The organism is Arthrobacter sp. FW306-1B-F12A (assembly GCF_058781865.1).
The window spans coordinates 83,670-104,819 of the sequence record NZ_JBYSXD010000011.1 but is presented as its reverse complement, the minus strand read 5'-3'; the positions used below and the strand labels follow the sequence as shown (position 1 = coordinate 104,819).

Below are 21,150 nucleotides of genomic sequence, written 5' to 3'. Positions count from 1 at the left end.
TAGTGCTCCTTGAGCACTACCGCCGATTTATTGCTACGCTCCGAGCGAGCGCCGATCCACCACGAATCCTGTGGCGGCATTCTCCCTGACTGCGTTGATACCGGCCACAAGGGCCGCAATATCCGGGAACTTGGGCGACACCGCCACTACCGTTCCATCATCGGCCTTCAACCGGAAACGGAACGATTGCTCCCCAGCTGCCAGAATTTCGAAAATGCCCGACATAAACCCTCTTTCCACCGCGGATGCGTCATTGCATCCCCTTCGATGACCACTGACTCTCGTGAAGTCCCTAAGAGAATATCGGCCATGGGAGTCTGCCAGAAGGCCTACCCATGGGTAATATTCAACCTTTTTCGGTAGACCTATATTGGAGTGCAAGGTGAACCTAGAGACCCCGCGAAGGCACATGGATAAGGTGAACCCCATGAACGATTCCAGCCCCGTAGCCACCACCGGTGTATTGTTGGCCGGCGGCGCAGGGACTCGCCTGGGACTCGGCCCCAAGGCGCTGCTGCCCTTCCGCGGCCGGACCTTGGTGGAAGTGCTCGCCAAGACATTGCTCGACGGCGGATGCCTCAAGGTAGTCGTAGTGCTCGGTGCCGGAGCCGAGCGGGTCCGTCGCGCTACGGAGCTGGACCAGTACCTCGTCGTCGACAACCCGGAGTGGGCGACCGGCATGGCCAGCTCGTTCCGCACCGGCATTGCGGCAGCTACACACGGCCACAATGTCATGGTGACTTTGGTGGACCAACCTGGGGTGACCCCCGCCGTCGTCGCCAGGCTGTTAGCAGCGCACCAAGCCGGCCGGGTGACCGCGGCGGGATACCCGGAAGCCGCCTTCGACGGTGGCCACACAACAAAGCTAAGGCGCGGCCACCCGTTGATCATCGACGTCGGCCTCCGCGCCGAGGTCGCGGAGTCCGCGGTCGGCGACGCCGGGGCACGCCGTTTCCTCAAGGCGCACCCCGGGCTGGTGGACGTCGTCGACTGCAGTGACCTCTCCGATGGAGCCGACGTGGACACGAAGGACAAACTGCACCTCCTCCGCGACTAGCCCCCCATCGCGGCCCGGCCACCCAACTAACTCGCAGTAGATGCCGTTATGAGGCTCGATAACGACATTAAATGCGAGTCAGTTGGGTAGGGGTGGAGGCGGCGGCGTCCTTCAGCGCCAGGTAGATCTTGTCCCGGGCGATGGGGAGCGCCACGAACCTCACCCCGGTGGCGTTCCGGATGGCGTTGGCCAGCGCGGGTGCCACGGGATTGAACGGGCTCTCGCTCATGGACTTCGCACCGAGCGGCCCCATCTGGTCGTTCGTTTTCGCGAAATAGACCTCGCTGCGTGGCACGTCCGCGAAAGAGGGGATGTGATATTGCCGCAGGATGTCGGTGGTGACCTTGCCTGCGTCGTTCACCCGGACTTCCTCATACAGCGCGACTCCCAGCGCCTGGGCGATTCCGCCTTCCACCTGGCCGCGGCATTGCCGTGGATTGACCACGACGCCGGCATCGGCCGCCTGGACGCTCTGCAGGATCCTCAGTTCCCCCGTGCCGGTGTTCACGGCCACCCGGAATCCGTGGACGTTGAAGGCGACCGAACGCGGAGTTCCGCCCCAACGCCCTTCGGTGGCGAGTTCCATGCCCTGCTGCTGTGCGGCGTCGTACACCTCGGTAAAGGGAACCACCCGCTCACCCCAACGCACCGCACTGTCCTCGAGCACGCAGTCCGCCTCCGGCACACCGGCGAACGCGGCCGCCACAGCCCGGATCCGGACCGCGAGCTCCTGCGCCGCGAGCAAGGTTGCCTGCCCGGCCACCACGGTTCCAGCGGAGCCGAATGCGCCGGTATCGTGCTCCACGAGGTCCGTGTCGGACTGGCGCACGGCCACGTTCGACGCCGTCGTGGCCAGGGCGGTCGCCGCCAGTTGGGCGTGGACCGTGGTGGTGCCGTTGCCGAACTCGGCGGTCCCGACGGCGGCGTCGAACGTACCGTCCGGCAGGAGCCTGAGGCGCGTGTGGGCGAAGTGGCCGCGGGGCGGAACCGTGTCGATCATGGACAGCGCGGACCCGACGCCCGTGACCCACCCCGGGCCGAAGTTGTCGAGGCCGGCATCCCGGTAGCGTTTCTCGCCCCGCTCGAGGGCATCCCGGACCAGAGCCACACACTGGTCCAGTCCGTAGCTCCCGTAGTAAACGTCCTCTTCCGGTTCCGGGTTCGTGGAGAGCATGTGGTCCCCCGGCCGGACCATGTTCTTGAGCCGGAAGTCCAAGGGGTCCATGCCGATTCCGACGGCGAGCTCGTCGATGGCTGATTCGATCGCGAAGATCATTTGGCTCAGTCCGTAGCCACGGAAGGCGCCGGCCGGGACTGTGTTGGTGTAGACGGCCTGCGCATCCACTTTCTTGTTGGCACATTTGTAGACGGCCAGGGACTCGCCGCAACCGTGGAACATCACTCCGGGCGCGTGGTTTCCGTACGCGCCGGTGTTGGTGACCACGTCCAGCTGCATCGCCGTCAGCTGGCCGTCATTGCTCGCCCCTGCTTTGACCTTGATAGTGAAGGGGTGGCGCGTGGTGGTGGAGGTGAATTGCTCGGTGCGGGTGAATTCCACCTGCACCGGCCGGCGCAGCTTGAGTGCCGCCATGGCTACGAGGTCCTCGGTGAGCACTTCCTGCTTGCCGCCGAACCCGCCTCCCACGCGGCCTGCCACCACGCGGATGCGGTCTTCGGGAAGGTCGAACACGCGGGCAAGTGTCCGCCGGACCAGGAACGGGACCTGGCTGGAGGAACGCACCATGAGCCGGTCCTCCCCTGGATTGTCGGAGGGCTCCACCCACGCGATGGAACAGTGCGTTTCCATCGCGACGTGCTGTACCCGCTGGGTCTGGTAGGTGTTCTCGTGGATGAAGTCGGCCGCAGCAAATCCGGCTTCGACGTTTCCCAGTTCGGAATGGACCTCCGCCACGACGTTGTTCTGCGGGCGGGAAATCCGGGCCGTTTCCCCGTCTTTCTCCCCGTGGATCGCGGGCGCACCAGGCAGCAACGCGTCCTGTGGCGAGAAGACAGCGTCAAGGAGTTCATATTCCACCCTGATGGCCCGGGCCCCGGCTTCCGCTGCGCCCACCGATTCGGCGACGACCGCGGCCACCCGCTGGCCGATGAAGCGCACTACGTTGTCGAGCACGCGGGTATCGTCGGGATCATCGGTGTAAAGCTCGTGCTGGGCGGTGGAGAACAACCGGCCCGGCGCGTCCTCATGCGTGAAAACCGCGACGACGCCGGGTACTTGGAGGGCCGCCGTGGTATCGATGGAGACAATCCGGGCATGCGCATGTGGCGAGCGCAGCAGCTTCAGGTGCAGCAGGCCTGGGAGCTGTTCTGCCGGGACGTCGAGGGTGTAGCGGGCGGTGCCGGTGACGACGGCGCGCCCCGCCGGGGCGGGAACGTTGTCGCCGAGCTGGCCCGACTTGGTTCCTGCGCCGGACTGCGACGCGGCGCCGCCGTCGGAGGTGTTGTGCCCGTCGCCGGCGTCACCGCACACTGCGTCCGCAATGGAGCGGTAACCCGTGCAGCGGCACAGGTTTCCCTTGAGGTTTCGGGGGAGGTTGGCTTTCTGTTCCTCGTCGAAGGTGGCGGCCGTCATCATCATGCCGGCCGTGCAGAAACCGCACTGGAAGCCCTGGTTATCGAGGAACTGCTCCTGCACGGGATGAAGCTCTTCCCCGTTCGAGAGCCCCTCGACGGTGGTGACCGAGTGCCCTTCGGCGCGGACGGCCGGGTAGATGCAACTGTGCACGGGTTTTCCGTCCACGTGGACGGTACAAGCGCCGCAGTCGCCGCCGTCGCACCCTTTCTTGACGCCGAAGTTGCCCTGTTCGCGCAGGAACGTCCGAAGGCACTGGCCCGGGCGTGGAGCGGCCTCGGTGGCTGTTCCGTTGATCTCGATTGCCATGCTCAGGCCTCCTTCTGTGCAGGTTGGGTGGATGGTTGCGGCGAGGTGGCGTGCGGCGGCCAGAAATCGCCCGAGACCGTGGGCGGTCCGGCCGGAACCGGATCAAGCAACTCCGTCCGGATCTCCTCCGCAAGGCGGAACGTCATGTCGCGGCGCCATTCCGGGAGCCCGTGGATGTCGTCGTGGTACAGCTCCGCAGGGATTGAATGCCCGACGGCGGCGGCCAGCCGCCCGGCGTCGGGAGCCTCCGCGGCGGCGAACCGCAGCTGCACGGGCCGTTTGGTCGCGGCGGTAACGGTGAGGACGAAGCTGCCGTCGGCGTCGAGCCTTCCGATCAGCAGCACCCCGGACCGCCCGAGGTTGCTGAGCGAGAGCCGGCGGAAGGCGACCTTCGCGGCCAAGGCCGCCGCCGGGAGCTGGATGCTGCGCAGGAGCTCGCCTGGAGCCAGGCAGTTTTTCCCGTCCCCGGTGACGAATTCGGCCACTGGAACGGTACGGCTGCTGCCGTGGCGTCCGAGGATGGCGGCCCTCGCATCCAGGCCGGCGCACAGCGAAATCATGGGCCCGGCGGGGAGTGATGTGCACACATTGCCGCCAACGGTGGACATGTTCCACACCTTGAACGAGGCTACGAAAGAGTCGCAGCACGGACGGAAAAGATCCAGTCCCGGCCAGTTCCGGCCAGCCACGGCGTCCGACACGGGCAGGGCGTAAAGCTCGGCGACGGTGCAGGTGGCGGCCAGTTCAATGCCTGCGTCGCCCACGGTGACGGCCGGCCAGCCTGCTTGCCCCAGATCGAGCAACCGTTTGAGGGGCTCTTCGCTGCCTACCGGGCTGCCGTAGGAGAACAGGACCGTGCCGCCGGCAAGCCAGGCGTCGCCCTCGCGCCACTGGCCTGGATCCGTGGTGGCAACCACGGACTCGATGGTGTTCATGTCCATGGGGTCACCTTGCTTTGTTCGGGGGTGTTGGTCTGATGGATCGGTCCTGCGCCGTCCTTGAGCGAACCCACGGCGGAGGCCGGGCGCGGCGCGCGGGACGCGAGGATTTCGGCGGTAATGGACACGGCCACTTCCGCGGGAGTCACTGCGCCGAGATCCAATCCGATCGGCGAATGCAGGCGTTCGAGGGCATCTGTCGGGATGCCGCAGGCAAGCAGTCCATCGATCCGCTGCCGGTGGCTGCGCCTGGAACCCATGGCTCCCACATAGGCGAGATCCAGATCGAGGGCTGTTTCCAGCAGGGGGATATCGAATTTCGGATCGTGGGTCAGCACGCACACGACCGTGCGGGAATCGATCCGGCCGGCGGCTGCTTCCGCGGCAAGGTAGCGGTGCGGCCAGGCCGTGACGAGGTGGTCGGCGGCGAGGAAACGGCCCTGGCTCGAAAAAGCGGACCGCGCATCGCACAGAGTGACCTCGTAGCCCAGGAGTTTCCCGGCGGGGAGCAAGGCCGCGCCGAAGTCGTTGGCGCCAAAGATCAGCATGCGGGCCGCGGGCAAGCGGGTTTCCACGAACAGGGTGATGGGTTCGGCTTCCGGCACGGAACCTCCGCAGCCTTCGGCCGGGGCGAGCCGCACCAGGCCAGCACGGCCTCCATGCAGAAGCGGTTCAAGCTGGGCCGCGGCCGCGCGGATCACGGCGTCATCCCCGCCGAGAAGGTCTGAAAGTTCCCGCGAACCGGCGGCGGAAAATCGCGCCGGACCAGGAACGACGACGGCGCCTCCCGCAGCGTCAAGCCGGCGGATGAGCGCCAGGGAAGAGCCTCCTGAAGAGGCATTCAACAAGGCCGGGTCCAGGCCGGCTGGCCCGGTCGGCTGGATGTGGACTTCCAACTCGCCGCCACACGTGAGCCCGACGGCGAACGCGTCCTCGGCGCTGTAGCCGAACGACTCGAGGCGGCTGCCGCCGTCGTGCATTGCTTGAAGGGCAGCCTCCACCACGGCGCCTTCCACGCAGCCCCCGGAGAGGCTGCCAAGGACATCGCCGTGTTCGGAAACCAGCATGGACGTGCCGAGGGGCCGGGGGACCGAGCCTCCCGCGGCCACGATGGTGGCAACGGCGCATCGCTGCCCGGAGACCGCGGGCCGCCATGTGCCCAGCGAGGGCATCAATTCCAGCATGGCAACACCTCCTTTACCGAGGTCCCGGACCGGAAACCCGCCCGGGGCAGTGTGCGATCTTGCCTCATATTCTCATTCCTTGCGTCTGTACAGGAGAGCTTCGGGTAAACAGGCGACCCGTTGCGTGAAGAGGACCGGGGCGGGCCTCTCATTTCCCACCCCGGTCCTTAGCGGAGCGGCCGCACCTCACCGCCGCCCGCCGTCGTCGTCCGCATGATGCGGTTGGTGACGATCGGCGGACGCCTATTCATTGCGGTGATTTGCGGCCGGACCGCCGTCTCAACGGCCGGCTACGCTCCCATCAGCGCGCTGATCGGCCCGCGGGCGAAGTAGACCAAGAAGCCGACGGTCACCACCCACATGAGCGGATGGACCTTCCTGCCCTTCCCGGAAGCCGCGTGGATCACGGCCCAGGAGATGAATCCGACGCCGATACCGTTGGCGATGGAGTAGGTCAGCGGCATGGTGACGATGGTGAGGAAAGCGGGCAGGGCCACGGAGAATTTGGAGAACTTGATCTCGCGGATCTGCGCCATCATCATGGCGCCCACCACCACCAGGGCCGCGGCTGCGACCTCGAGCGGAACCACGCTGGTGAGCGGGGTCAGGAACATCGAACCCAGGAACAACAGCCCGGTGACTACCGACGCCAGGCCGGTGCGGGCGCCTTCGCCAATCCCGGCAGCGGAGTCGATGTACACGGTGTTGGACGAGCCCGACGTCGCGCCGCCGGCTACCGCGCCCAGGCCTTCGACGATGAAGGCCGACTTGAGCTTGGGGAAGGTTCCGTCCTTGTAGGCCACGCCGGCGCTCTTGGCGAGGCCGGTCATGGTTCCCATTGCGTCGAAGAAGTTGGTGAACACCAGGGTGAACACCAGCATCGTGGCGGCCAGGCCGCCGATCCGCGAGAACGAACCGAAGAGGTCGAAGTGGCCCACCAAGCTGAAGTCCGGGGCCGAAACCAACTGGCCGGACAGCACCGGAGTGTTGAGGTGCCAGCCACCGGGATTGGCTGCGCTGCCAGGCCCGATGTGCATGACGGCCTCGACGACGGCGGCGAGGACCGTGGTGGCGACGATTCCGATCAGGAGGCCGCCCTGGATCTTACGGGCCACAAGGATTCCCATGACCAGCAGACCGACAATGAAAACAAGGGTTGGTATTGAGGTGATGGAACCATCGTTGCCGAGCTGAACCGGCGGTCCGCCTTTGGTGGCGCGGACGAAGCCGGAATCGACGAAGCCGATGAAGGCGATGAACAGGCCGATGCCAACGGTGATGGCGGCCTTGAGTTCCTTGGGGACGGCCTTGAAGATCGCGGTCCGGGCACCTGTGACGCCGAACAGGACAATCAGGATGCCGTTGATGACCACCAGGCCCATGGCTTCCGGCCAAGTGACCTCATGGATCACGGCTACTGCCAGGAACGAGTTGATTCCCAGGCCCGCGGCGAGCCCGAACGGCAGGTTCGCGATCAGGCCGAAGAGGACCGTCATGACACCGGCGGTCAGGCCGGTGACTGCCCCCACTTGCGCCGCGGATAACCATCCGCCGGCCACATCCGTGGGTGCGTTCTGGGCTGAGAATCCGCCGAGGATCAGTGGGTTGAGGATAACGATGTAGGCCATCGTGAAGAACGTGACGATGCCGCCGCGGAATTCGCGGGCCAGCGTGGAGCCACGCTTGGTGATCTGGAAGAAACGATCCAGGAAGGAGTTCGACGCGGGGGGCCTGGGGCTGCTGCCCCGCTGTGCCAGTCCGGTTGCCGTGTGCTTTTCGCGTGCCTCTGTCTGCCCTGCGCCGGAAGGCGCAGCCTGCTTTTCAGTTGCCGTTCGCATTTCTGCGGGGTCCAGGATTGTCATTTCAGCCACCGGGCCCTAGTAGTCAATCCTGGAGTCAAGCGTGTTCCAGGTGTTGAAGGGTTCCAGGATGGCCGGGGCCTGGGGGTCGCCCAGTTCCAGCTTGGTGACCGGCATGAGCGTGTCCCGGTCCTCGTTCTCGAAGTATTCGTAGAAGACGGCGTCGTCGAAGCCGACGGAAGCGGCGTCGTGCCGGTCTGCTGCGAAGACCACCTTTCCGATGCGGGCCCAGAGCGCCGAGGCCAGGCACATGGGGCATGGCTCGCAGCTCGTGTAGAGGGTTGCCCCGCTGAGATCGAAGGTGCCGAGTTCGCGGCACGCATTGCGGATGGCGGTGACCTCGGCGTGGGCCGTGGGGTCGTTGGTAGCGGTGACCCGGTTGACGCCTTCGAAGGCGCGGCCATCCGCGGTGACAATGACGGCGCCGAACGGCCCGCCGCTGTTGAGGACATTGGCTGTTGCCAGCTCAATGGAAGTGGCCAAGAAATGTTCGGCCGTGACGGTGGTACTCATGTGCGACTTCCTTAGTGCTGAGGAAGCCTGTAACCAGGGAGGCATCTGAACATGACAGACCAGTGCTGCGATTACCAGGCTTCAGCATGTGCTTTTGAAGGTTTCGCCTGGTAGATAGCTTCCCGGAGTCCGGGTGCCCGCCTTTGGCAAATTGAGATTAGCACCGGTGGTGTGAGCCGCGCCATAGTTTCTGGAAAAAAAGTTTCAACATGTGAAATTCATGCTTGGTGCCCGGCAGGGGAGCGTTTCGCCGCCGGTCACATTGACGCACTTCGGGGAGCCACCTACGCTGGGTGCCACCGGCAGGGTTGACCTCCGGAACCTGGATCAGCAGACAGGAACCACTGAGCTGGAACGCAACTACGCCGACCAGACAAGGATCCCCGTGTCCCAGACATCCGATTTCCAGCCAGCAGCCCCGGCAACGGATCCAAGCTCTTCCCGGCTCTGGATCAAGAATCCCCTCGCAGTGTTCACCGCCAACGGCCTCGACGCCCGCGGCGGCATCGTGGTCAGCGATGGGAAAATCGCCGAGCTCGTCCCCGCAGGAAGGCGTCCTTCAGCGCCGTGTCATGAAACGTTCGACGCCGGCAGCCACGTCCTGCTTCCCGGGCTCATCAACACGCACCACCACTTCTACCAAACCCTCACGCGAGCCTGGGGCCCGGTGGCCAACGCTCCCCTGTTCCCCTGGCTGCAGAACCTGTATCCCGTATGGGCGCGGTTGACGCCGGACAGCCTCGAGCTTGCCGTGAAGGTAGCGCTCGCGGAACTCCTGCTTTCCGGCTGCACCACGGCAGCCGACCACCACTACCTCTTCCCCGCGGGACTTGAGGACGCGATCGACGTCGAGGTCGGCGTCGTGCGTGAACTCGGCATGCGCGCGACCCTCACCCGCGGGTCCATGACGCTCGGCGAGGACGACGGCGGCCTGCCGCCGCGTTCCACCGTGCAGCGTCCCGAGGTGATCCTCGCGGACAGCGAACGGCTGATCGGGAAGTATCACGAGCGCGGAGACGGAGCGGTTATCCAGATCGCCTTGGCCCCTTGCTCGCCGTTCTCCGTGACCAGGGAAATCATGGCCGAGAGCGCCGCCATGGCCGAACGGTTGGATGTCCGGCTCCACACGCACCTCGCGGAAACCATCGACGAGGAAGACTTCTGCCGCGAGATGTTCGGGCTGCGCACCGTCGACTATCTGGACAGCGTCGGCTGGCTCGGAAAGCGCACCTGGCTGGGCCACGGCATCCATTTCGACGACGACGAGATCGCCCGGCTGGGTGCCGCGGGCACCGCCGTCGCGCATTGCCCGACGTCGAACATGCGGCTCGCGTCGGGCACCGCACGGGTGCTGGAACTTGAGGCCGCCGGCGTGCCGGTGGGGCTGGGAGTGGACGGTTCGGCGTCGAACGATGCCTCCAACATGATCCTCGAAGCGAGGCAGGCGTTGTACCTGCAGCGGCTGCGCTACGGCGCGGACGTCCCGGTGGAGCGCGCCCTCGGTTGGGCCACGCGGGGGTCCGCTGCAGCGCTGGGCCGCACGGACATCGGGCAGATCGCTCCCGGCATGCAGGCCGACCTGGCCTTGTTCACGCTCGACGGGCTGCGCTTCTCCGGCAGCCACGATCCCGTCGCGGCGTTGTTGCTCTGCGCGGCGGACCGCGCCGACCGCGTCATGGTGGCCGGTAAATGGCGCGTTGTGGACGGGCAAATTCCCGGCCTGGACATCCCGGAACTTATTGCCAAACATTCAGCCGCCGCACAGAAAATCATCAGGGGTTAGGAGTAGCCTCTCGATTAGGTCGTAGATCAGGAGGCACATCATGACCGTCCCCCAGCACAACACGCCGACTCCTCCAGGTTGGTACCCGGACCCCTCGGGCTCCGGGCAACTACGGTGGTGGGACGGTAACGCCTGGACCGGGAACGCGTGGAACCCGCCGGCCCAGGCCGGCGCGGGTCAGGCCGGCGCGGGTCAGGCCGGCCCAGGTCAGCCCGGCGCGGCGTGGCCCGGCGCAGGCCAGGCTGGCGGGGGTGAGGCCGGCCCAGGTCAGCCCGGCGCGGCGTGGCCCGCGGCCGCAAGGCCCGGGCAATACGGGGGGCCTCCGCAATACGCGGGATCGGTCCAGCCCGCGCCGCGCCCGGAAATCAGCAGGGGGACGCCGGTCTACAATCCGTTCATCTGGCTCGTCACCCTGCTGCCGGTGATCACCCTGATCATCCTGTTGCTCTGGAACCCGGTCTTCCACCTGCGGTATGTCGGCGCTCGGCGCGTACCCACCCTCGATCCCAGCGCGTTCAGCGTTCCCTATTTCCTGCTGGTCATTTCAGGCTGGCTCATCTACGGGGTCAGCGTCCTCTTGTCCTACCTCGACTGGCAAAAGTTGCAAAGGGACAGGGTGGTCCGCCCCTTCCATTGGGCATGGGCCTTCCTCGGCGCCGGAGTCTACGTCGTGGGCCGTTCAGTGATCGTCCACAAGGTCGCCCCGCAGCGCGGACTCGCGCCGGTTTGGGCACTGATTGGCCTGACTGCCGTGAGCCTGATCCTGGTGTCCGTCAAAGCGAGCATGATCATTTCGACGATCGCCAAGGCTTTGCCAATGTAGCTTCGCCGGACAGATATTTGTCCGCGACGCTACTTGTCGGTCAACCCGAAGCGGCGGGCGGCACCTCCCCAGGTGCCCCCCCCCCGGGCCCCCCCGCCTTTTTGGCTCTGTTGCGCAGAGTCCCTCATCCCCAGGGGCAGGAGCCCTAGGAACGCTGCCGGCCGAACACCGGAAGGGCACGCAACCAACGGGAGAAAGTCCCGGGCGTGCGGTCACAGTCGGCCGGAATGTAGAAGTCGGGATCCGTGGCGCCGAACGGCAGGTACAGTTCCTGGCCGGGCGCCGGGAATTCCACGACGTTGTTCTTATCCTGCGAGTCCATCTGTCCTCCTATTTCATGCGCTCAAGTTCTCCATGGCGATGCGGTTGAAGCTCTTCGCTACTTTCCACATCTTGGAAATCATTTTTTGTTATATGGAAATGGTAGAGGGGATTCCCGAACCGCGTCAAGGGGTGTCCGCGGGGCCGCGCCCCTGCCGCCAACCGCCGTCGGTCACATTCGGAAAGTAGATAACGATTCTCCAGAAGTGATGTACACCACTGGCAAAGGTGGGCTACGCTTTCTTCAATTCGTGGCGCAGGTCACGTAACCTGGGAGCAGCAGGCAGGGTCGTAATGAGCTGGCATCAACGGATGCCGGCTCTTTTTTGTTGGGTCGGCTCCACCAGAAACGCGTACGAAACACGCGCTTAATTTCATTGGTGGACCTTAGGGGTTCCACCTCACAGAAGTTGGGATATGACCATGAGCAACAAGATCGTCCTCGGCGACAACCAGTACGGCAAGGCTGAAGTCCGCGTCGTCAAAGTCACCCGCGACACCGACCGCCACCAGATCGAAGACCTGAACGTCACCTCGCAATTGCGTGGCGACTTCCAGGCTGCGCACCTCCAAGGCGACAACGCACACGTCGTCGCCACGGACACCCAGAAGAACACCATCTACGCCTTTGCCCGCGACGGCATCGGCTCCCCCGAAGCCTTCCTCCTGCGCTTGAGCGAACACTTCACCTCGGGCTTTGAGTGGGTCACGGGCGGCCGTTGGGAAGCCGAGGCCTACGCCTGGGAGCGCATCCAGGCACACGGCTCCGAACACGACCACAGCTTTGTCCGCAAGGGGCAGGAAGTCCGCACCGCCGTCGTGGTCCGCGAAGGCAACACAACGCACGTCATCTCGGGCCTCAAGGACCTGACCGTCCTCAAGACCACGCAGTCCGGCTTCGTCGGCTACCCCCGCGACCGGTACACCACGCTGCCCGAGACCACGGACCGCATCCTCGCCACCGACGTCTCGGCACGCTGGCGCTACAACACCGGGCTCGACGCTGCCGGAACCGACTTCAACAAGAGCTACGAGGACATCAAGGCCCTGCTCTTGGAAGGCTTCACGGAGAACTACTCCCACGCCCTGCAGCAGACCCTGTTCGACATGGGCAAGAAGGTCCTCGAGGCCCACAGCGAAGTGGACGAGATCAAGTTCTCGATGCCCAACAAGCACCACTTCCTGGTGGACCTCAGCCCGTTCGGCCTCGACAACCCCAACGAGGTCTTCTTCGCCGCCGACCGCCCGTACGGTTTGATCGAAGCCACGGTCCAGCGCGATAACACCACACCGGCCCCGGCTGCGTGGAACGGCATCGCCGGCTTCTGCTAAGCCTCTAAACAGCCGCCCAACTGACTCGCATCAAATGCGAGTCAGTTGGGCGGCCGTACCCAAAACCACCTTGTTAGCCAGACAACGTTAGCCAGACAAAGACGTCTGCCATGAACCAAGAAAGTCTGCCATGAACACCAAGAAGAAAACCCGCCCCGCAGGGTCCGGGCCAGCCCGCCCGGAGGACCAGCGCCTCTCGATCGGGAGCACGTTCGCCTACGGCTTCCAGCACGTCTTGACCATGTACGGCGGCATCATCGCCCCGCCGCTCATCATCGGAGCCGCCGCGGGCATGTCCTCGCAGGACATCGGCCTCCTGATCGCGGCCTGCTTGTTTGTCGGCGGCCTCGCCACCATTCTTCAGACCATCGGCATCCCGTTCTTCGGATCGCAGCTGCCGCTGGTCCAGGGCGTGTCCTTCGCCGGCGTTTCCACCATGGTGGCGATCGTCCACGGGGGCGGCGGGATCCAGGCGGTGTTCGGCTCAGTCATTGTGGCGTCCTTGATCGGCCTGGCGATCACTCCCCTCTTCTCCAAGATCATCAAATTCTTCCCGCCTGTGGTCACGGGTACCGTCATCACGACAATCGGACTGACCCTCATGCCCGTCGCAGCGAACTGGGCCATGGGCGGCAACAGCGCGGCACCCAACTACGGCAGCATGGCGAACATCGGACTCGCCGCGGCCACGATGGGAATCGTCCTGCTCCTGAGCAAGATCGGCAACGCGGCCATCTCCCGCCTGTCCATCCTCCTTGCCATGGCTATCGGGACCGTCATCGCCCTCGCCACGGGCATGGCAGATTTCTCCAAGGTCGGCCAGGGTCCGATCGTTGCCTTCCCCACTCCGTTCGCCTTCGGTGCTCCCACCTTCGAAATCGCGTCCATCGTTTCGATGCTGATCGTCATCCTGGTCACCCTGACCGAGACCTCGGCGGACATCATCGCAGTTGGCGAAATCGTGGGCACCAAGGTCGACTCCAAGCGCATTGGAAACGGACTACGCGCGGACATGCTCTCAAGCGCCGTCTCACCCCTCTTCAACTCCTTCACCCAGAGCGCCTTCGCCCAGAACGTCGGCCTCGTGGCCATCACCGGCATCAAGAGCCGCTTCGTGGTCAGCGCCGGCGGACTCATCCTGGTGGTCCTCGGCGTGCTGCCGGTCCTCGGGCGAGTAGTCGCAGCGGTTCCGACGCCCGTCCTGGGCGGCGCCGGCGTCGTACTCTTTGGAACCGTGGCCGCAAGCGGCATTCGCACGCTCTCCAAGGTGGAGTACCGCAACAACATGAACCTGATCATCGTGGCGGCATCCATCGGCTTCGGCATGATCCCGATCGCCGCCCCGAAGTTCTACGACCAGTTCCCGTCCTGGTTCTCCACGATCTTCCACTCGGGCATCAGCTCGGCCGCCATCATGGCCATCCTGCTGAACGTGCTCTTCAACCACTTCAAGGCCGGCAACTCGGACAACCAGTCCGTGTTCGTCGCAGGCACGGGACGCGTGGTCACCGAATCGGACATTGCGTGCCTTGCGAACGGCGACCGTTTCGAGAACGGCAAACTGATCGACGCCGAGGGCAAGGAAGTGCCACTCACGTCGTCCACCGCCGTCGAGCACTGACGGTTCTAAAGCGCCTTTCTGCGCCGAACTGGCAGGTGTTGCCCCTCTTCCTCAAGAAGGGCAACACCTGCCATTTCGCGCTAGTTACGGGTCCGCGTGAGACGGTTGTTTCATGAGGATCGATGAGCGAATCGAACAACACTACTCGGAGCTTGGGCCGCAGGAGCAAAAGGCCGCGGATACCCTGCTGGACCGCTTGGGCGACCTTGCGGTCTACAACGCGGCCGAGCTCGCCCAGCTAAGCGGCGTTTCCAAGGCCACCATGAGCAGGCTCTTCCGCCGCCTGGGATTCGCCGATTTCAACGAGGTCAAGGACCACACCCGGAGCCTGAGGTCCAGCGGAGTGCCGCTCGCCAGGCAGGAGGCCGACGGCGGGATCCCCCTGCATTTGGCACAGGAGCAGCAGAACCTGGACCGCCTTTTCGATACGCTCGACGACGATCGCCTCCTCAAGGTGGCACAACAACTGGCTGAGGCCCGGAATGTCCTTCTGATCAGTTTCCGCAACAGTTTCCCTGTCGCCCTCCATTTCCGGCAGCAGCTTCTCCAGTGCCGTTCGTCGGTGGCTCTGGCCCCTCAGCCGGGCCAAAGCGTGGGCGAGGAGCTCGCCGGACTGGACGGGAACGACGTCGTGGTTCTGCTTGGATTCCGGCGCAGGCCCGACCGTTTCGACCGTGTCCTGAAGGCCGCTACCGCCACCGGCGCGAGCACCATCTTGATCGGAGACCCGAGCGCGCGCTGGCTGGCGGCCGACGCCTCCGTCTGGATCGAATGCCCTGTGGAGGGCAGCGCCGCCTTTGACAGCTATGCGTCGGCCATGAGCCTCGTGAGCGTCCTCGCGAACGGCGTGTTGGCGGCGAAGGGCCGTTCAGGAAGGGATCGCGTCCGGGAAATCACCGGGCTGTTCGACTCACTGGAAGAGATCGAGCGACGGTAGTCCGAAGGCGGCCGTGCTCGGCTCGCTCGCCGGGCCCGGCGCCAAGCGTAAAGAAGAGTTAGCGGTCCGGAAACTGAACTGAAACATCTGTTCCATTGAATTGAACCAGTGAAACGACTGCCCCGGTCGTGGAAAACCCTGATTCGAGGAACCGATGGCCGAAGCACAACTCGCCCCAGAGAAGACCGGCACCCTTCTTGGCCACCCGATTGATGAAGCCGCCGCACGCCGTGACCCGCGGCTCAGCAACGAAGACCTGGTGCCCCTGAACAACCAGCGCTGGAGCAGCTACAACCTGTTCGCGTTCTGGATGTCGGACGTCCATAGCATCGGCGGCTATGTGACGGCGGGCAGCCTTTTTGCCCTCGGCCTGGCGAGCTGGCAAGTGTTGGTGGCCCTGCTGGTGGGCATCGTGATTGTCCAGGTGTTTTGCAACCTCGTGGCGAAGCCCAGTCAGAAGACCGGCGTCCCCTACCCCGTGATCAACCGGGCCGTCTTCGGCGTCAAAGGTGCCAACATCCCGGCCATCATCCGCGGTCTCATCGCTGTCGCCTGGTACGGAGTGCAGACTTTCCTGGCCTCCGAAGCCCTGGTGATCGTGTTCCTGAAGTTCTTCCCGGCCATGAAGCCGTTGTACGACGTCCATCAGTACGGCTTCCTTGGCCTTTCTGCCCTGGGTTGGATTTGCTACGGAATCCTCTGGGTAGCCCAGGCCGCGTTGTTCTGGAACGGAATGGAAAGCATCCGCAAATTCATCGACTTCGCCGGACCGGCCGTCTACGTTGTCATGTTGGTTCTTGCGATCTACTTGGTATCCAAGGCCGGCGTCAGCAACATCAGCCTCAACCTCTCCGCCGGCGAACCGCTCGACTTCGCTGCGTCCATCCCGGTCATGATCTCCGCGATCGCCTTGGTGGTGTCGTATTTCTCCGGCCCCATGCTCAACTTCGGCGACTTCGCGCGTTACGGCAAGAGCTTCAAGGCCGTCAAGAAGGGCAATCTCCTGGGCTTGCCCGTCAACTTCCTGTTCTTCTCGCTGCTCACGGTCATCACGGCGTCGGCCACCACCCCGGTCTTTGGGCACCTCATCACGGACCCGGTCAAGACCGTGCAGGAAATCGATTCGGTGTTCGCCGTGCTGCTCGGCGGATTGACCTTTGTCATCGCGACCGTGGGCATCAATATCGTGGCCAACTTCATCTCGCCGGCGTTCGACTTCTCCAACGTGAGCCCGCAGAAAATCAGTTGGCGCATGGGCGGCATGATCGCCGCCGTCGGATCCGTCATCCTCACCCCGTGGAACTGGTACTCGAACGACGACGCCATCCACTACACGCTCGGCGTTCTGGGGGCGCTCATCGGCCCGCTCTTCGGCATCCTCATCGCCGGCTACTACCTCGTGGGAAAGCAGAAGGTGTGGGTTGAGGACATGTACACGATGAAGCCAAGCGGCAAGTACTGGTTCCGCAACGGCTACAACCCCAACGCGGTCAAGTCAGTGGCCATCAGCGGCGTAGTGTCGATCGCCTCGGTCCTGATTCCCAAAGCGCTCCTTGACTCCGGAGCCACCACAGTCAACGCAACTTGGATCGGCAACTACAGCTGGTTCCTCGGTTGTGCCTTGGGCCTGCTGACCTTCTGGTACTTCGAAAAGCGATCCCCCATGATCAACCTGGAGCCTAACGGCGTCGAAGTGAACGACGGCGCCCTCGCCTGAGCGCCCGCCGTCATCAAACAGAAACCGCCGGACGCTCGCTCACTTATAGGGCCAAATTCCAGGACGCTCGCTCACCCCGTGAGCGAGCGTCCGCCCGAAACCCGACATAGGTGAGCGAGCGTCCGCCAAAAACCCGACATAGGTGAGCGAGCGTCCGGGACGGTTAGTTCTGGTTCAGCTCGGCCGAGATCGCGAGCGCGGCTTCGCGCAGGAGCGGCACGGCGCGGTCGGCGAAGTGCTGGTCCACGCGGGACACCGGTCCGGAAACCGAAATAGCCGTGGGCGTCGGAGCGTTGGGCACAGCCATCGCGAAGCAACGGACGCCGATCTCCTGCTCTTCCTCGTCGATCGAGTAGCCGCGTTCGCGGATCCGGTTCAAATCGGCGAGCAGGGAATCGATGTCCCCGATGCTCTTGGCCGTGGGAGTCGGCATGCCCGTGCGGGCCACGATCCCGCGGACCACTTCGTCGTCCAACTGGGCCAGGATGGCCTTGCCGACGCCGGTGTCGTGCGTATGGGCGCGGCGGCCCACCTCGGTGAACATGCGCATGGAGTGCAGGGACGGAACCTGGGCAACGTAGATGACCATGTCGGAATCCAGCACGGCCATGTTGGACGTTTCGCCGAGCCGGTCCACGAGGGACTTCAGCTGGGGGCGGGCCAGTGCTCCGAGTTGCTTGTTGGCGCCTTCGCCAAGCCGGATGAGCCGGGGGCCCAGCGCGTAGCGACGATTGGGCAGTTGCCGGATGTAGCCGAGGGACACCAAAGTGCGCAGCAGGCGGTGGATGGTGGGGAGCGGCAGGTCTGTCGACGACGATAGTTCGCTCAACGTGACGTCTCCGCCGGCGTCGGTGATGAGTTCCAGCAGTTCGAAGACGCGCTCGACGGACTGCACGCCTCCCGAGGGCTTTTCAGCCATTCCGTTGTCTCCTATGGCTCGGAATCCGACAACTCTTATCCGCATCGTGAAAAGAATTGCTTAGAACACTCAAGATACAGCACGCGACGCCGGAATGCTTGCCTGCCGATCAGGGCTTGTGTTTCCACTTTGTAGATAATAATATCCATAATACGAAAACATTCGGTTTGAGCGGAGGCCCGCTATGGGCCTGTACGAGGAGGAAATTCAATGGCGAACCCGAGCCCCGGAAATTCGATCACCCTGCGCGTCGCCGCGCCGTCGAGCTTCACTGCCACGAGCGAGCTGGCCGCTGCGGTCGCCGCTGCCGGTGCGGCCGTCACCGCGCTGGATGTGACCGAGTCGCACCACGACACCCTGGTTGTTGACGTCACCTGCAACACCACGGACGAAGACCACGCCAACCGCGTCAAGGACGCCCTCAACGCGCTCGACGGCGTCACGGTCCAGCACGTCTCGGACCGCACCTTCCTCATGCACCTGGGCGGCAAGCTCGAGGTCGTCCCGAAGGTGGCCCTGCGCAACCGCGACGACCTTTCGCGCGCCTACACTCCCGGCGTCGCTCGCGTTTGCCTCGCCATCGCCGAGGACCCGGCAGCTGCCCGCAACCTGACGGTCAAGCGGAACACCATCGCCGTCCTCACCGACGGTTCGGCCGTCCTTGGCTTGGGCAACATCGGCCCGGCCGCGGCACTGCCTGTCATGGAAGGCAAGGCCGCGCTGTTCAAGCAGTTCGCCAACGTCGACGCCTGGCCGGTCTGCCTGGACACCCAGGACACTGAAGAAATCATCATGATCGCCAAGGCCATGGCTCCGGTCTACGGCGGCATCAACCTTGAAGACATCGCCGCCCCGCGCTGCTTCGAAATCGAGAAGCGGCTCCGCGACGAGCTGGACATCCCCGTCTTCCACGACGACCAGCACGGAACGGCAATTGTCACCCTCGCGGCCCTCGTCAACGCGTTGCGCGTGGTGGACAAGAAGCTGTCCGAGGTCAAGATCGTTGTCTCCGGCGTCGGCGCTGCCGGCTCTGCGATCATCCAGCTCCTCAAGGCGCAGGGTGCGCAGCACATCGTCGCCGCCGGCCGCTCCGGCGCCATCCACTCGGGCGAAAAGTACGACGACGAGCACCGTTCCTGGATCGCCGCGAACACCAACGAGGCCGGATTCTCCGGCACGCTGCACGAAGCCCTCAAGGGTGCTGACGTTTTCATCGGCGTCAGCGCTCCGCACGTGATCGGCGAAGAGCAGGTCGCCTCGATGGCCGAGGACGCGATCGTGTTCGCCATGGCCAACCCCACCCCCGAAATCGACCCGGTGATCGCGTCCAAGCACGCAGCGGTGGTGGCCACCGGCCGGAGCGACTTCCCCAACCAGATCAACAACGTGCTGGCCTTCCCGGGCTTCTTCCGCGGACTGCTCGACGCCGGAGCATCGGACATCATCCCGGAAATGCTCGTGGCCGCGGCAGAGGCTATCGCCAACCGGGTCGCAGATGATGAACTGAATGCGAGCTACATTATCCCCAGCGTCTTCGACCCCCACGTTGCAGCCGACGTCGCCGCAGCCGTAGCAAATGCAGCAAACGCAGCAAACGCGCGGAAGCAGCAAACGCAGGCCGCTCGCGCTCTCTAGGAAAGGACCACCCCATGGCTCTCACAGTCACAGACCCCCGGCCGATCGAACGAGCCGAGGAGATCCTGACTCCCAAGGCGTTGGCCTTCGTGGAGGAACTGCACCGCCGTTTCGCGGGCACCCGCACCGAGCTCCTCGCGGCCCGCGTCGCCAAGCGCGAAGAAGTGGCCCGCACCGGCCGCCTCGACTTCCTGCCGGAAACCCAGGACATCCGCGACGGCGACTGGAAGGTCGCCGAAGCACCCGTGGCCCTGCAGGACCGCCGGGTCGAGATGACCGGCCCGGCCTCCCCGGCCAAGATGGCCATCAATGCCCTGAACTCCGGCGCCAAGGTATGGCTCGCCGACCTCGAGGACGCCAGCACCCCGACGTGGGCGAACGTCATCGACGCCATCCTGAACCTCCGCGACGCAGCCCAGGGCACCCTGAGCTACACCTCCCCGGAGGGCAAGGAATACCGGCTCCGCACGGACGCGCCGCTCGCCGTCGTCGTCGCCCGCCCCCGCGGCTGGCACATGGACGAACGGCACCTGCTGCTCGACGGCGAACCCACCGTGGGCGCGCTGGTGGACTTCGGCCTGCACTTCTTCCACGTGGCCAAGCAGCTCCTGCTCAACGGCCACGGCCCGTACTACTACCTGCCCAAGATGGAAAGCCACCTCGAGGCCCGGCTGTGGAACGACATCTTCGTCTTCGCCCAGGACTACCTCGGCATCCCGCAGGGCAGCGTCCGCGCCACCATGCTGATCGAAACCATTCCGGCCGCGTTCGAAATGGACGAGTTCCTCTACGAACTGCGCGACCACGCGTCCGGCCTGAACGCCGGCCGTTGGGACTACCTGTTCAGCATCGTGAAGTACTTCCGCGACGCCGGCGAGTCCTTCATCCTGCCGGACCGCGCGTCCGTGGTCATGACGGCCCCGTTCATGCGCGCCTATACGGAACTGCTGGTCAAGACCTGCCACAAGCGCGGCGCCTTCGCCATGGGCGGCATGGCTGCCGTCATCCCGAACCGCCGCGAACCCGAAGTCACAGCCCAGGCCTTCGAGAAGGTCCGCGCGGACAAGACCCGCGAGGCGAACGACGGTTTCGATGGTTCCTGGGTGGCCCACCCGGACCTCGTCTCCACGTGCCGCGAAGTGTTCGACTCCGTGCTCGGCGACAAGCCGAACCAGCTGGACAAGCAGCGCCCGGAGGTCTCCGTGACCGCCGATCAGCTGCTGGACATCTCCTCCGCCGGTGGCCACGTGACCGAGGCCGGGCTTCGCTTGAACCTCTACGTCGCCGTCGCGTACACCGCGGTGTGGCTTTCGGGCAGCGGCGCCGTTGCCATCCACAACCTCATGGAAGACGCCGCCACGGCGGAAATCTCCCGTTCCCAGGTGTGGCAGCAGATCCGCAACAAGTCGGTCCTGGCCGACACCGGCAACACGGTCACCCGTGAGCTGGTCACCCGGATCCTCGGCGAAGAGACCGACCGCTTGCGCAGCGAGGTCGACGCCGAGTCCTTCGAGAAGTTCTACGAGCCGGCGAGCCGCCTGATCGCGGACATCTGTCTCTCCGAGGACTACACGGACTTCCTCACCACTCCCGCCTACGAGCTGGTGTAGGA

General features: G+C 64.8%; 17 protein-coding genes. 9 read left to right on the top strand and 8 right to left on the bottom strand.

Annotation, left to right across the window (positions count from 1 at the left end):
- Positions 1–33: 33 nt before the first annotated feature.
- Positions 34–225: a YegP family protein gene (locus AC3WJU_RS08205; RefSeq protein WP_059389468.1), complete on the bottom strand. Its 192-nt coding sequence runs from the start codon at positions 223–225 to the stop codon at positions 34–36.
- A gap of 202 nt (positions 226–427) precedes the next feature.
- On the opposite strand from AC3WJU_RS08205, the gene nboR reads away from it, so the two are divergent.
- Complete coding sequence (nboR, locus tag AC3WJU_RS08200; protein WP_492259608.1) at positions 428–1,057, top strand: nicotine blue oxidoreductase; 630 nt, start codon at positions 428–430, stop codon at positions 1,055–1,057.
- Positions 1,058–1,124: 67 nt separating this feature from the next.
- Here nboR and AC3WJU_RS08195 read toward each other — a convergent pair whose 3' ends face one another.
- The 5 genes from AC3WJU_RS08195 to AC3WJU_RS08175 all read right to left on the bottom strand — a co-directional run bounded on the left by AC3WJU_RS08195 (position 1,125) and on the right by AC3WJU_RS08175 (position 8,450).
- Positions 1,125–3,956, bottom strand: a complete 2,832-nt coding sequence (locus AC3WJU_RS08195; RefSeq protein WP_492259607.1) for a molybdopterin-dependent oxidoreductase — start codon at positions 3,954–3,956, stop codon at positions 1,125–1,127.
- Between the two features lie 2 nt (positions 3,957–3,958).
- A complete protein-coding gene (locus tag AC3WJU_RS08190) occupies positions 3,959–4,897 on the bottom strand; it encodes an FAD binding domain-containing protein (RefSeq protein WP_492259606.1) in 939 nt (312 codons plus the stop codon).
- Positions 4,888–6,078, bottom strand: a complete 1,191-nt coding sequence (locus tag AC3WJU_RS08185) for an XdhC family protein (protein ID WP_492259605.1) — start codon at positions 6,076–6,078, stop codon at positions 4,888–4,890. Before AC3WJU_RS08185 ends, AC3WJU_RS08190 begins: the two co-directional genes overlap by 10 nt.
- A gap of 290 nt (positions 6,079–6,368) precedes the next feature.
- Complete coding sequence (locus tag AC3WJU_RS08180; RefSeq protein ID WP_441433309.1) at positions 6,369–7,940, bottom strand: NCS2 family permease; 1,572 nt, start codon at positions 7,938–7,940, stop codon at positions 6,369–6,371.
- Positions 7,941–7,955: 15 nt separating this feature from the next.
- Positions 7,956–8,450, bottom strand: coding sequence for a nucleoside deaminase (locus AC3WJU_RS08175; protein WP_492259604.1), 495 nt, complete (start codon positions 8,448–8,450; stop codon positions 7,956–7,958).
- Positions 8,451–8,670: 220 nt separating this feature from the next.
- Here AC3WJU_RS08175 and AC3WJU_RS08170 point away from each other — a divergent pair, with 220 nt between their 5' ends.
- Positions 8,671–10,233: an 8-oxoguanine deaminase gene (locus AC3WJU_RS08170; RefSeq protein ID WP_492259612.1), complete on the top strand. Its 1,563-nt coding sequence runs from the start codon at positions 8,671–8,673 to the stop codon at positions 10,231–10,233.
- A gap of 40 nt (positions 10,234–10,273) precedes the next feature.
- Positions 10,274–11,056, top strand: a complete 783-nt coding sequence (locus AC3WJU_RS08165) for a DUF2510 domain-containing protein (RefSeq protein WP_492259603.1) — start codon at positions 10,274–10,276, stop codon at positions 11,054–11,056.
- Between the two features lie 145 nt (positions 11,057–11,201).
- Here the strand turns inward: AC3WJU_RS08165 and AC3WJU_RS08160 are convergent, their stop codons facing one another.
- Entirely contained in the window at positions 11,202–11,378 is a 177-nt protein-coding gene (locus AC3WJU_RS08160) for a hypothetical protein (RefSeq protein WP_172465634.1), read from the bottom strand.
- Positions 11,379–11,794: 416 nt separating this feature from the next.
- Here AC3WJU_RS08160 and pucL point away from each other — a divergent pair, with 416 nt between their 5' ends.
- From pucL to AC3WJU_RS08140, 4 genes are all read left to right on the top strand, one after another.
- On the top strand, positions 11,795–12,709 hold the full coding sequence (gene pucL, locus AC3WJU_RS08155) for a factor-independent urate hydroxylase (RefSeq protein WP_492259602.1): 915 nt from the start codon (positions 11,795–11,797) through the stop codon (positions 12,707–12,709).
- A gap of 130 nt (positions 12,710–12,839) precedes the next feature.
- Positions 12,840–14,330, top strand: a complete 1,491-nt coding sequence (locus AC3WJU_RS08150) for a nucleobase:cation symporter-2 family protein (protein WP_306961853.1) — start codon at positions 12,840–12,842, stop codon at positions 14,328–14,330.
- A 112-nt stretch (positions 14,331–14,442) separates the two neighbouring features.
- Positions 14,443–15,267 carry a MurR/RpiR family transcriptional regulator gene (locus tag AC3WJU_RS08145; RefSeq protein WP_492259601.1) on the top strand — a complete coding sequence of 275 codons (825 nt, stop codon included), beginning with the start codon at positions 14,443–14,445 and terminating at the stop codon, positions 15,265–15,267.
- Between the two features lie 154 nt (positions 15,268–15,421).
- A complete protein-coding gene (locus AC3WJU_RS08140) occupies positions 15,422–16,984 on the top strand; it encodes an NCS1 family nucleobase:cation symporter-1 (protein WP_284989951.1) in 1,563 nt (520 codons plus the stop codon).
- 163 nt (positions 16,985–17,147) lie between these two features.
- On the opposite strand, the gene AC3WJU_RS08135 is transcribed toward AC3WJU_RS08140, so the two are convergent.
- Positions 17,148–17,903, bottom strand: a complete 756-nt coding sequence (locus tag AC3WJU_RS08135) for an IclR family transcriptional regulator (protein WP_059389461.1) — start codon at positions 17,901–17,903, stop codon at positions 17,148–17,150.
- A 210-nt stretch (positions 17,904–18,113) separates the two neighbouring features.
- Here AC3WJU_RS08135 and AC3WJU_RS08130 point away from each other — a divergent pair, with 210 nt between their 5' ends.
- Together AC3WJU_RS08130 and aceB are read left to right on the top strand one after the other, a co-directional pair.
- Positions 18,114–19,538, top strand: a complete 1,425-nt coding sequence (locus AC3WJU_RS08130) for an NAD-dependent malic enzyme (protein WP_307053887.1) — start codon at positions 18,114–18,116, stop codon at positions 19,536–19,538.
- 14 nt (positions 19,539–19,552) lie between these two features.
- Complete coding sequence (aceB, locus tag AC3WJU_RS08125) at positions 19,553–21,148, top strand: malate synthase A (protein WP_306961862.1); 1,596 nt, start codon at positions 19,553–19,555, stop codon at positions 21,146–21,148.
- Positions 21,149–21,150 lie beyond the last annotated feature (2 nt).